We start from the raw sequence: 13,258 nt of genomic DNA, 5'->3' as shown, positions 1-13,258 counted from the left end.
CCTCCTTAACGCACTTCCATAACAACAGGGAGAATAGCTGGACGACGTTTGGTTTGCTCAAAGAGGAACTTGCTGATATCGTCACGCACCGCACTCTTTAGCTCACCCCAGTCAAAGGTGTCCTGCGCCAAGTAATTTTCAACGCTGGCATTGACCAACTCAGCGCCTTCACGTAAAATGTCACGACTCTTTTTAACGTAGACAAAACCACGTGTGTGGTCTTTAGCTTTAGAGACGATTTTCTTTTCTTTTTTATTGACCGTGATGGCAACGTTAAAGATACCGTCCTCTGAGAGCACCTTGCGGTCACGCAAAACGATGTTACCTACGTCACCGATGGAATTTCCTTCAATCATCACATCACTAGCAGCAATACCGCCCTCATGGACAAAGCCGTCCTCATGAAGCACCATGACGTCTCCACGTTTGACGATATAGATGTTTTCTGGAAACATGCCCACTTCCTGAGCCAGACTAGCATGAGCAGCCAAGTCACGTTACTCCCCTTGGATAGGGAAGAGATATTGTGGTTTTAGAAGGTTAAGCATGAGCTGGAGGTCACGTCCGTTGGCATGACCAGTCACACGCAAGTCTTGCGTGATGTCTTTGACTGTCCCGCCTGCCCTGTAAATCACGTTTTCCGTACGTGCAACCAGCGCTTCTTGAGCTATACTGGGCGTTGTGACGATAAAGACAAGGTCGCCCTCTTTAATCTCAACATAGCGGGGGCGTCCAATCGCCATCTTTTGAAGCCCGTGAATTGGCTCACCCATACGCCCTGTCTCAAGAATAACCAGCTCATTGTCTGCAAAGCGGCTCATGTCCTTTGGTTTGATGAAGAGTTGGCTGTCCTCCAGACGGATTTTTTTCATGCGGGTGGCTGTGCGGACGATATTTTCTGCGTCAAACCCAGTCAAGACCACCTTACGTCCGTACTCTGCTGCTGCGTCAAACACTTGTTGGATTCGCACCAAGTTGCTGGCTACTGCTGCTACAATGACACGTCCTTCAGCGCTTCCGATGTCATTAGCAATCTCATCGCCCACCTCAAACGCACTCGCAGTCTGCTCGGTGCTGCTAGCATTTGCCGAGTCTGAAAGAAGAGCCAAGACCCCTTCTCGTCCTATCTCAGCTAGACGTCCAAGGTCTGTTTGGTAATATTTTCTGGCTGCTTGGTCACACTTGAAATCACCTGTGTAGACGATGTTGCCCTCTTTTGTTCCCACGACAATCCCCATACTTTCTGGGATAGAGTGTGTGGTCTTAAAGAATGTAATCACAGCGTCTTGAAACTCAATCTCGGTTTCTCTGTCAATCACGTGGAAATTATTGAATTTTTTAACAGAGCTATTGTTTTTAACAAATAGCTTTGCCAATTCTATAGTCAAAGGCGAGCCAAACACAGGTGCACGCACTTCTGAGATGATGTAAGGCAAAGCCCCGATAGCGTCGGCATGCCCATGGGTCACAAAGTTTCCTTGCACACGCCTTTTGTTCTCAATCAGATACTCCTAGTTTGGGATGTCCACATCCACACCGAGCTGTTCATTTTCTGGATATTTCAGCCCAGCGTCCAGCACAAAAATTGAGTCGTTGACTTCTACGATGTATAAGTTTTTACCATTTTCTCGAACACCTCCCAGTGCCATGATTTTGATATCTTCCTTTTGTTTTTACTCCTTAATTGTTTTCATTTACATACGGTCCTTGCTCTTAGCAAGTCAATTTATAGCTCTTTCATTATACCATAATTTCATCAAACTTTCTCTTAAGGGCTGTAAAGCGCTACAAAGTCTAGTTTTCACTAGTCTTTTCATAATATTAGTCCAACAACTGATAATAGTCTGTGATGGTAATTTCTTGTTTTTGTGCTTGATTTAGGTCAGAGACGATTTTGCCGTCTTTCATGACTAGGACACGTTTGCCGTACTTGAGAGAGTCCTCCTTGTGGTGGGTAATCATGAGCGCTGTCAGCTTATCCCCAGTCACAAACTCATCGGTCAAGTTCTTCAATGATACGCTCGTTTTAGGGTCACGCGCTGCCGTGTGCTCATCACGTAGCAAGAGCTCAGGGCGCTGCAAGGTTGCCATCCAAAGTCTAAGCGCCTGACGTTGACCACCAGATAAAAGCCCTGTCGGCGTCTATAAGTGCTTTTCTAAGCCATTTCCTGTTTTTTGCACTAATTGCTCAAACTCTTCTTGGTAGTGATGGATTCGACGTGGCACAAAACCACGTTTTTGCCCTCGGAATTTGGCAATAAGGAGATTTTCAGCGACGGTCATTCGTGGCGCTGTTCCCATCTTGGGATCTTGAAAGACACGTGCAAGATAGTTAGCTCGCTTTTGCGCAGGCAGGTGCGTCACGTCCTCGCCGAGAATGGAAATGCTGCCACCTGTTAGCATGAGTGTGCCTGCAATAACATTGAACACGGTTGATTTCCCAGCACCATTTCCCCCTAAGATGGTAATGTAATCGTGCTCATAAATGGTTAGATTGACATGGTCACGTATGGTCTTGACCTCATCAAAGCCGTTATTGACTTGGACAGTTGCATCTTTTAACTCGACAATTGTTTTCATCTTGACCACCTCATCCCTTTAAAAATCTTCTGCTTGAGTACTGGCACCATGAGGCAAATAGCAAGCACAATGGCGCTGAACAACTTGAGGTAATTGGTATTAAAGACTAGGGCGATAACTGCTGTGATTAAAAATTGATACAAGATAGAGCCAATCACAATAGCAATCACGCGCTCAAGAAGAGTCAGGCTAGTCGAGTAGAGCACCTCACCAATGATAATGCTAGCAAGCCCGATAACAATAACACCAATCCCTTTAGAAACGTCCGCATAGCCGTCTTGCTGGCTGACAAGAGCGCCTGATAGCGCAATCAAGCCGTTTGAGACGACAAGTCCCATGTCCTCCTTGCGGTCGGTGTTGATACCACAACTCTTTGCCATCTCTGGATTATCTCCTGTTGCGATGTAAGCTTGCCCAAAGAGTGTGTAGAGAAAATACAGCACACAACTAATAACCAGCACAACCGCAATCAAACCAAGCACCAATAAATTGACATCGTCGCTAAATGGCAGATAGTCTTGCAGTGTCTTGTGGTCAGACAGCCCCAAGTTTGCTCGTCCCATAACCATGAGCATGACTGAGTTACAAGAGGTCATGACTAGAATCCCAGCCAGAAGAGTTGGAATCTTGCCCTTTGTATAGAAGAGTCCTGTGACCAGACCAGCCAGCATGCCTGCAATCATACCCGCTTGCGTTGCCAATAAAGGATTGACGTTACTGTTTGTAAGAGTCACTGTAACCGCTCCTCCTAGCGGAAAAGAACCTTCTGTTGTCATATCTGGAAAATTCAAAATCCTAAAGGTCAGATAATTCCCTAACCCCAATACTCCCCAGAGCAAGCCCTGTGATACAGATGAAATAATCATAATCTTCTCTTTTCCTATCCTTATTCTTTAACCGCAATATCTGCTCTTTTGAGCAGCTCATCAGAGATGGTAATATCTAGCAACTTAGCTGCCTTCAAGTTCTGCGTTGCTGTCCCTGTGTCAACAACCTTGACAGGAACATCTGCCACCTTTTGTCCTGCTAATAGCTTAACCGCCACTTTTGCTGTCTCTGTCCCAAGACCGTACTGACTTTGTGCGATAGAGCCGATACTGCCCTGCTTCACCATAGTATCAACACTTGAGTAGACTGGGATTTTAGCACTATTTGCCTCATTGACAACGGTCGTGAAGGCGCTTGCGATGGTATTGTCTTGTGGGACAAAGACCGCATCAACTTGCCCAGTCATGACAGACATGGTGGTTTTAATTTCATTGGTTGTCGGTACTGCGTATTCTTTGACGCTTAAGCCTGCCTTTTGAGCGTATTTTTTAAACTGTGCGACTTGTGAGACAGAGTTGTCCTCGCTACTAGCGTAGAGCACACCGATAGTTTTGGCAGATGGTGTCACCTCTTGGATGAGCTCCACTGTTTGCTTGATAGGGACTTGGTTAGAGACACCTGTCACATTGCCCTCTGGTTTTTTGAGGTTTTTGACTAGCTTTGCGCCAACTGGGTCTGAGATAGCTCCCATGACAACTGGGATGTCCTTGGTCGCTGACGCTAAACCTTGGGCTGCTGGTGTCGCAATACCAATGACCTCGTCATTTTTAGCAGCGACCAACTGCCTGCTCATGGTTTGAATCTTACTTTGGTCGCCTTCGGCCTTGAGCACGGTCAATTTGATATTAGCACCAGAATAACCAGCGTCTTTCAAGCCGTCTACAATCCCACGCTCAATCTCATCCAGCGCATCATGAGTCACATACTGCAAGATACCGACCTTGACGACCTTATTTTTACTGCCTGCTTGGTTACTTGTTGCGTCATAGATGAGCGAGCCACAAACTAAGACCACTAAACCGATTAACGTTGCGATTAACGCTTTATTTTTCATCTTTTGCCTCCTAATAACTACTATTTCTTCATCGTAAACTTCAAAAAACAAAAAGCGCCTGATAGACCACTACCTTGCGCTATACTGATAATAAGACTAGCGCATAGATACGTTTTTGAAGTTCACAAATGGCGTATCTATGCTTACCATAAATACAACCTCATCTACGCCAGCTTTGCCATGCTTTTAAGATTGTTCTTGTCATGCTAGTCTCCTTTTCTAAACTGAAATATACTATACTCTTAATTATACACTATATTCTGAAAATTTCAAGCGTTTTTTTAAGCTAATCTTTAGATTGTCCTATGTTATAATAGAATACAATTAAGTTTAGAGGGAGGAAACAGAAAAACAGCGTTTTTTCTGTAATCATTATGTCTTTTGATGGCTTTTTCCTACATTATTTAACAAATGAACTAAAAGAGCAAATCCTTTATGGGCGTATCCACAAGGTCAATCAACCTTTTGAGCGTGAGATGGTACTAACCATTCGCAACAACCGCCAAAATTATCAACTGCTCCTATCTGCTCTCCCTGTCTTTGGGCGTGTCCAAGTCACTAAAAACGACTTTCAAAATCCACAGCAGCCCAATACTTTTACCATGATTATGCGCAAGTATCCGCAAGGGGCGGTCCTTGAGGATATTAGGCAAATCGAAAACGACCGTATCCTAGAGATGCCAGTCTCCAATAAAAATGTAATCGGCGACGACATCCAAGTGACGCTCATCGTTGAAATCATGGGCAAGCACAGCAACATCCTCTTAGTGGATAAAAACGAAGGCAAGATTATCGAGTCTATCAAGCACGTTGGCTTTTCGCAAAACAGCTACCGCACCATTTTACATGGAGCAAGCTATATCGAACCACCTAAGACCGACGCTAAAAATCCCTTTGACATCTCGGATGAAGACTTGTTTGAGATATTAAAAACGCAAGAGCTGACGCCAAAAAACCTGCAGATGTCCTTTCAAGGTTTGGGTCGTGATACAGCAAGTGAGCTTGCAAAGCTCTTGACGGTTTCAGAGCAGCAGACCCTAAAAGCCTTTCGCACTTTCTTTGAAAAATCCGTAGAGACTAGTCTGACTACACAGTCTTTTTCTGCTGTGCATTTTTCAGATAGCGTTCAGAGCTTTGATAGTCTGGGTGAGTTATTAGATTATTATTACACAGACACGGCAGAGAGTGACCGTATCAGCCAGCAGGCAAGCGACCTTATTCACCGTGTCCAGACAGAGCTTGACAAGAACATCAAAAAACTAGCTAAGCAGGAAAAGGAACTTAAAGCCACTGCTTCTGCTGAGGAATTCCGCCAAAAAGGCGAATTGCTGACAACTTATCTCTCTATGGTGCCAAACGATAAGGATAGTGTCGAGCTGGACAATTACTACACCAACCAATAAATCACGATTGCTCTTGATAAATCGCTGTCGCCTAGCCAAAATGCGCAGCGCTACTTTAAAAATTACCAATAATTAAAAGAAGCGGTGAAGCACCTGACTACTATTATCGAAGAAACCAAGCATACCATCAGCTATCTGGAGAGTGTCGAGACTGCACTTAGCCTAGCGTCGCTTGCTACCATTGCTGATATTCGAGATGCGCTGGTTCAGACAGGCTTTATCAAGCGCCGCAGACACGATAAGCGACAAGTGCGCCAAAAGCCTGAGCAATATTTGGCAACAGACGGCAAGACCATTCTTCTTGTAGGGCGTAATAACCTGCAAAATGTTGAATTGACCTTTAAAATGGCAAAAAAAGGCGAACTCTGGTTTCTCGACAAAGACATCCCAGGAAGTCACGTCCTTATCCGTGACTTTCTCAATCCTAGCGACCAAGTCAAAACAGACGCTGCCGAGCTGGCTGCCTACTACTCAAAAGATCGCCTGTCAAATCTCGTGCTGGTAGATATGATTGAAGACAAGCGCCTCAACAAGCCAACAGGCGCTAAACCGGGATTTGTCACCTACACCGGTCCAAAGTCCCTGCGGGTTACACCCGACACAGACAAAATCGAGAGTATGCGTATACAAAAATAAGACTGGAAAATCCAGTCTTATTTTTTATTCACTCTTATCTTTAGCATCCTTTAGCTCGTCCATGTTGAACTTGGCAACGTGATACTTGCGGTCTTGGACAGGAAAGCGCTGGTCACGCTGGTCTACAGCTCCCACCTCAACGTTACCTTCTGAGATGACACAGTCCATCACATGCCCACCAAACGTGTGGTCAGCTGAGATAAAGTGCTGGTGATAGCCCGCCACACGCACTCCATGAAACATCTCGGGCGTCCAAATGCCGACAATCGTTCCAGAGACATTGTCCTGCGTGTACTCTGGCTGATGTGTCGCTACCTCTGCCAACTTACGATCAGAGGTAGACTTTGGAATCATGCGCACATGCATGCGTGCAAAATGCCCTGTGATTTTGATGGAGCGAAAGAGATTGACCCCGTCTTAGTAGGACTCAATGCGCTTTTCCTACTCTTTGTCAGACATCTCAAAGAGTTGTTTGAAAATCACCTCAGCCTCATGAGGAACAACAGCGGCGTAGGGAACCTTGACATCCTCAGATACTTCAACGACCTCTACACGACCATCTGAGACTTTTGCCTGATAAGCCTTGCCATCTAGCACAATCAACTCACCGTCAATAGAATCCAGTGTCCCAATCCCCAAATCACCGTGCTCTAGCAACTCACCGATGGTAAAAGTCCCACCGTAAAGCCCTGCCATCACAGCACTGTGCGTATTGTATTGAAAAAGTTTAATCGCTTCTGACATAATTTCCTCTTTTAGTAAAATTCATCTGGTAAAATGGTTTCTCCCAAGCTAATATTGTCTTTGTAATCAATCGGCTCGTCAATCAAAACTGGACCATTCTGCGCTTCAGTCAGCGCTTCTTGTAAAAGATGTTCAAAGCTTTCTTTGCTGTTAGCTCTGAAACCTTTGGCACCACAACTTTCTGCGTATTTGACTAAGTCAACTGGTCCTAAGTCAACGCCTGATGAGCGGCCATACTTCATCTCTTCTTGGAACTCGACCATATTGTACTTGCCATCGTTCCAGATGATGTGTACAATAGGTAGTTTCAAGCGCACAGCCGTCTAAGGCTCTTGCCCTGAAAAGAGAAAGCCACCGTCCCCAGAGATGGATACAATTGTCTCCTTTGGACGAACACGCGCTGCGGCAATTGCCCACGGCAAAGCCACACCTAGTGTTTGCATACCGTTTGAAAAGAGCAGGTGACGAGCTTCGTAGGACTTGAAATAGCGTGCCATCCAGATGTAGTGACTACCTACATCCACAGTCACTGTCATCTCATCGGTGACATGCGCCTGCAAGCTATCAATGACATCAAGCGGGTGCACCAAGCCGTCCTTAGTTGCATTGCGGTCCAACTTGACATCCTCGACCACATTTTCACGCAGACCTCTAAGGTAATTGCGAGAACCTTGATTGAGCTCATATCCCTTGATAGCTGGCAATAATAAATCCAAGGTATCCGCTTTAGCACCAATCAGCTCACGCTCTGGCTGGAAATACGTATCAATCTCCGCCTTAGCCTCGTCAATAACAATAATACGAGCAGAAATCTCCGCATTCCAGTTGCGTGCCTCGTACGCAATCGGGTCGTAACCAATAGCGATAACACGGTCAGCTCGTTTTAGCAGCATGTCTCCAGGCTGATTGCGAAAGAGACCTACACGACCTAAGAAGGTATCCTCCTCCAAATCACGAGACACGTTACCAGCGCCTTGGACGGTCTCAACGACAGGCAATTTCACCGCTTCTAACAAACGGCGAATAGCTGCGGTTACTCTCTCTGTTGTCGCACCATTTCCTAGAAGAAAAACTGGTAAAACAGCATTGCGGGTGGCTTGCGCTAGGTAGTTGATGTCAGCTACCGATGCCGAACCAAGCTTAGGATCTGTCAGTGGCTTAATCGCCTTGACAGAAACAGTGCTATCTGTCACATCCTGTGGAATGGAGAGGAAGCTAGCACCCGGTTTTCCAGATTTTGCTTGACGGTAAGCGTTGGCAATGGTCTCTGACTAAGTGTTGGGATCGTGAACCTCTGCCGCATACTTGGTGCTGGGCTCTAACATAGCGACATTGTTCATAGACTGATGAGCTCGCTTATGCAAATCCCCACGCTTGACCTGACCGCTGATAGCAAGGATAGGGTCGCCCTCATCTGTCGCTGTCACAAGCCCTGTCGCAAGGTTTGACACCCCTGGTCCACTCGTTGTATTCACAACTCCTGGCTCACCTGTGATAAGCCCAATCCCCTGCGCCATAAAGGCTGCATTTTGCTCGTGACGTGACACGATAAGCTCTGGTCCTTTATCCTCTAAAGTGTCAAAGACACGGTCAATCTTTGCCCATGGAATACCTAAGACATACTCAACATTATGATTGATGAGACTATCAACAATTAAATCCGCACCATACTGTTTTTTAGCTTCTGTCATACCATACTTCTCCTTACTTGATAAGCGCTAAAAATCATCTTTGCTAGATAATTTCTCCAACTTATCTTCATTATAACATAGAATATAGCTAAGTTTATCAAAAAAGTTTGTGAATTTTTTACCTAATCAAGACAGAGATTTTCCAAGAAATCAGCCATAGCCATGTCATCAGGAACGAATGTGAGATAGTGCTCTGCCATTTTCTGCGCCTGCCTGCGGTAGCCATACTCATAGAAGAGATAGGCATAGTCCTGCAGAAACTCTGGATTGTCATACAAGTCAGCCTCCAAATCATGGTAAGCCTCGTAGGCTTTGTCCTCATCCTCTAGCTGGCGATAAGCCTTTGCTATATTCCATTTGGTCACGTCATTATCAATGGCTTCATCATCCAGCGCTACCACGTCCTCGTAGCGCTATTCCTCAAGATAGAGATTGCTCAATCGCATAAGGACTTCCTCAGTGTCGTCTGACTCCTGCTTGGCCTCTAGCAAATAGCTCTCTGCTGAGCGGCTATCGTGCTGCTCGTAGGACAGTTGTGATGCTAAGAGCAAGAGGTTGCTATCAAAACTATTCTTAGACAGCCCTTGCTGCACGACACGTAGCGCCTCGCTGCCTTGATTTTACTTTTGCAAAGAAAGCGCATAGACATACTCATATCCGTAAAAGTCAGGGTTCATGGTCTAAGGCTGCTTAAAGTAGAGATTGGCTTTTTGATATTCCGCCATATCATAGAGAATTACAGCCAACTCAAAGACTGTCTGGTCAGCATACTCTTTCTCAATAGCCTTCTCTATGAACTCAACGGCAGCTTCCAACTTTCCAAGTGCTGCGTAAGCATGTCCGATACGCTGATAAGTCGAGACACCCGTCTACTCTAAAATCTCACGGTTGTCCAGTTGTGCGTAGTAATCAATCGCTTCCTTAAAATGCCCACGGTCTAAATCAAGCTCCGCTAAGACAAAAAGCACAAGCGGGTCTGGACTGATGTCTGCTGCTAGGAGCAGTTTTTCACGAGCCTCATCTGTAAGCCCCGCCATATCATAAAGATCAGCCATGACAAGAAGTGCTGACACATAGTCTGGACTGGTCTCATCGATAGCGTCAAGGTACAAAAAGGCTTCTGTCAGGTCATCATCCTCTGCCGCTTTCTGCGCTAAGTTGACATTGACCTCTGGGAAACGTTCTCGAAGTTTGAGGTAAATTTGCTTTGCTTGTGGTAAACAACCGATACTCTCTAGGTAAGCTCCACGGTCTAACAACATCTCATCGTCATCTTCTTTGAGCGCTAGCTCAAAATATTTGTTGGCATGTGTTAAGTCTTGATTGCTGAGTACTGCAATCATTTTTTCACTATTTTGCATGAGTGCTATCACTTCCTTCCTCAATTTGATGTTCTTCCTCATACAAACCACTGATACTCTTGTACCAGTCAAATAATTCTTTGACAATAACTTTGACAGAAGCGTAGACAGGTATGCCCAAAAAGACACCCCAAATGCCAAACATAGAGCCTGCCGTCATTAAAATCAACATGGTAGTGATTGGATGGATATTGAGCTTAGTTCCCAAAACAAGCGGTGACACAAAACGCCCCTCGATGGTCTGCTCAATGACACAGACAATGGCAACCTTAACCACCATGATAGGACCTGCAACGATAGCAAGGATAAAGACAGGAACCTGTGCTAGAATACTCCCCAGATAAGGCACCATATTTAAGATACCTGCAATATTCCCTAAGGTCACTCCGTAGCGAAGACCGACGATACTATACATGACACCAAACATGATACCTACGACAATGGCAACCATGACTTGCCCTTGCACATAGCCAGCTAGTTGTGTATTGACATCACTTAGGATACGTGAAATGGAGGTACGTATACGTGTTGGTAAGACTTTTAAATTACCACCTTTCATGGTATGTCCATCTCGTAGCAAATAAAAGAGAATAAAAGGCGCAATGTTGACTGCTACCGTCACTCTAGCAAAGGTGCTAGCAAAATTGCTAGCCCAAGACAGCGCATTTTTAGAAATGCTTTCAGCATAATCCACTGCCTTAGTGCTGATATTGCTAAGAGTGTCTTGCAGTTGTCCTTGATAATTCTTCAGGAACGGGTGGTCTAAAAACTGATTGCTTTCTTTGTTGACCGTCTGGATATAAGCAGGCAAATCATCACTGAAGGTCGTTAGCTGTCGAGTAATCATAGGAATAACATTGGCACCAGCCCAGACAAGAAGCGCTGCTATGCCAGCAAAGACTAGGAAAATAGCGAGCGTCAGCCCAACCCCTTTTTTCTAAGGCCAATCAACTAACGACTTTAAGAGATAATAAAGAAGAGCTGAGATGACAAGCGGCAGCATGATAATGCTGACACAGTCCAAAACAGGCGCAACGTGCAGAGATAACTTGACCAAGACCAAGCCTGTCAAACCCACTAAAAGAGTGATGAGTACAGCCGTAACGGCTTGATTGTTCAAAATCCACTTAAACAACCACGTATCAGAAAAGAGTTTATCTGAATGTTGCTTCATTGACAAATCTCCTTAGTTTGTTTTTCTATCATAAAAGGTAACATCTTTTTCGATGAGCTTTTGCTGGCTATCATAGCGAAACTTCGCTGAGAAAAAGGGAACATCCTCCAAAATCCACTTAAAAATCTCATATTCCCCCGCCCAAGTCGGCATGGTAAGCACCTTGTCATAGGGTATCCAAGCTAGCGTCCCCGCACGAGACTCCTCATCAGAGATAAGCTCTCCCTCAAAACCAGTCACTTTAAAGACATAAGTGTACCAATCTTGCCCAGGCGTGATATCTGGAAAAGTGATATTCCCCTTGAAATCCATCTCCGTTACCGTCAAGTGCGTCTCCTCAAGAATTTCTCGACGAGCGCACTCATAAGGCGTCTCCCCTGCTTCTAGCTTTCCGCCAACTGATATCCACTTTCCCTCATGAACATCATTAGGCTTTTTATTACGGTGAAGCAATAACAATTCCTTACCATTATCAATATAACAAATCGTCGCTAATTTCGTCATCTTTCTTTCCTTTTAATGCATTGTCCTCTTCATTATAACAAAATTTTCCCCCAAGCTCGAAGAAAAGATATGTTCTTTCCTATGTAAATAACGAAAAAGCCTTCACTCACAAAGGCTTTTTTAACAAGCACCAATAATACTCTCAAGTCGAGCTTATTTTTTCACAAACCACCAAACCAAAAGACCAAGTCCACCAACGACAGCCAGGTTAGGCAATAAACCCGCACGGTATGAATACTCTACTTTTGTGCTACCATCTTCTGATGTATGTTTTAGTGTTTTTTCTTCACCTATCAATGTGTTCTTCCAATCCATCATATTCTCCTCTCCTTCTCATCGCTAACTGAAGCAAACATAGCAACCACAACTAATCAAAATCAGATGTCTCTAGACTCTTATACGCTTCTTGTTCCATTCTTAGCTTTTCAAGTTTCTTATTTAAGTAGTACGCACTAACCTTACGTCCAACGAATATCATGATGTACAAGCTCAGTAAAACCCACAGTAATGTATTCATTTGCTCTTCCCTCTTTCTTTTTGGCGCTTTTTTAGCGCTTTATAGTTACATTATACCATATAAATAGCTCCTATTTTCTTGTATGTACTATATTTTACGAAAATTTCCGACTATCATCTTGATTTTTACTAGCGGTTTCCTTATCTGTAAGACCGCTTCTTGCCCATCCCTCGACTTTTAGTAAACCTTCCTCGGTAAGCCAAGGGGTCGCTTTACTTTTGGCCAATGCACCTCCCCAAAATGGTTATATACTTATTTTAGACAATAAAAAAAGGCGCTACTTGGGCGTCCTCTAGGATATTTCTCCCAAAACAAAAAGCCCTAGTTTAACTAGGACTTTGCTTTATTTTTTATCTTTGTAGAGTTTTTTGTACTCGTCAGAAAGCATACGGTTACGTTTAGCTTTGACCTGCTCATCACTTGAACCAAATAGCCAAGGTAGAGCAAACAGCAAACAGCAAACAAAAACCCAAAAATACAATCCATTCCATCATAATCAACTTTCTCCTTTCGCCTTTTCAGCATATTCACATAGCTTACCAGCAACTTTTAACGCCATGTTTTCTAAACTGCTCGTGTTGTCACGATATCTATCAAGGCTGGAAATACTAATGCCCGTCTCTTTTGATATGCGGTAAGTCGTTATATCGCTATCACATCACCTTTCAATAACATTATACCTTACCCACGACACACTGTCCATATGTTCTAGATAATTGCTAACTTACTTCAACTATACTCTACAAAAGTAAAAAAGAGCTCTTGG

At 44.4% G+C, this 13,258-nt stretch carries 5 protein-coding genes and 7 pseudogenes; 1 reads left to right on the top strand and 11 read right to left on the bottom strand.

Annotated features, from left to right (window positions below; genetic code table 11):
- Window positions 1-5: 5 nt before the first annotated feature.
- The 4 genes and pseudogenes from G5B60_RS03940 to trpX form a co-directional block, all read right to left on the bottom strand.
- Window positions 6-1,649 (bottom strand): annotated as a pseudogene (locus G5B60_RS03940) (ribonuclease J).
- A 172-nt stretch (window positions 1,650-1,821) separates the two neighbouring features.
- Window positions 1,822-2,580 (bottom strand): annotated as a pseudogene (locus tag G5B60_RS03935) (ABC transporter ATP-binding protein).
- Window positions 2,577-3,446, bottom strand: coding sequence for an ABC transporter permease (locus tag G5B60_RS03930; RefSeq protein ID WP_164682747.1), 870 nt, complete (start codon window positions 3,444-3,446; stop codon window positions 2,577-2,579). The pseudogene G5B60_RS03935 and the gene G5B60_RS03930 overlap by 4 nt, the downstream one beginning before the upstream one ends.
- A 20-nt stretch (window positions 3,447-3,466) precedes the next feature.
- Window positions 3,467-4,462, bottom strand: coding sequence for a tryptophan ABC transporter substrate-binding protein (gene trpX, locus G5B60_RS03925; protein WP_164682745.1), 996 nt, complete (start codon window positions 4,460-4,462; stop codon window positions 3,467-3,469).
- A gap of 374 nt (window positions 4,463-4,836) precedes the next feature.
- Here trpX and G5B60_RS03920 point away from each other — a divergent pair.
- Window positions 4,837-6,501, top strand: a pseudogene (locus tag G5B60_RS03920) (Rqc2 family fibronectin-binding protein).
- 24 nt (window positions 6,502-6,525) lie between these two features.
- On the opposite strand, the pseudogene budA reads toward G5B60_RS03920, so the two are convergent.
- From budA to G5B60_RS11575, 7 genes and pseudogenes are all read right to left on the bottom strand, one after another.
- Window positions 6,526-7,245: pseudogene (budA, locus tag G5B60_RS03915) on the bottom strand (acetolactate decarboxylase).
- 11 nt (window positions 7,246-7,256) lie between these two features.
- A pseudogene (gene alsS / locus G5B60_RS03910) lies at window positions 7,257-8,936 on the bottom strand (acetolactate synthase AlsS).
- A gap of 122 nt (window positions 8,937-9,058) precedes the next feature.
- Window positions 9,059-10,297, bottom strand: a pseudogene (locus G5B60_RS03905) (tetratricopeptide repeat protein).
- A pseudogene (locus tag G5B60_RS03900) lies at window positions 10,287-11,471 on the bottom strand (AI-2E family transporter). The pseudogenes G5B60_RS03905 and G5B60_RS03900 overlap by 11 nt, the downstream one beginning before the upstream one ends.
- A gap of 12 nt (window positions 11,472-11,483) precedes the next feature.
- Window positions 11,484-11,975 (bottom strand): NUDIX hydrolase, encoded by a 492-nt coding sequence (locus G5B60_RS03895; RefSeq protein ID WP_164682743.1) that lies wholly within the window; start codon window positions 11,973-11,975, stop codon window positions 11,484-11,486.
- A 153-nt stretch (window positions 11,976-12,128) separates the two neighbouring features.
- Window positions 12,129-12,293, bottom strand: a complete 165-nt coding sequence (locus G5B60_RS03890; protein WP_164682741.1) for a hypothetical protein — start codon at window positions 12,291-12,293, stop codon at window positions 12,129-12,131.
- Between the two features lie 293 nt (window positions 12,294-12,586).
- Complete coding sequence (locus G5B60_RS11575; RefSeq protein WP_277423784.1) at window positions 12,587-12,718, bottom strand: hypothetical protein; 132 nt, start codon at window positions 12,716-12,718, stop codon at window positions 12,587-12,589.
- Window positions 12,719-13,258 lie beyond the last annotated feature (540 nt).

The sequence above is a fragment of the Streptococcus hyointestinalis genome (genome assembly GCF_011039275.1).
In the GTDB taxonomy this organism is placed as follows: Bacteria; Bacillota; Bacilli; order Lactobacillales; family Streptococcaceae; genus Streptococcus; species Streptococcus hyointestinalis_A.
This window is presented reverse-complemented; position numbering and strand designations above follow the sequence as displayed.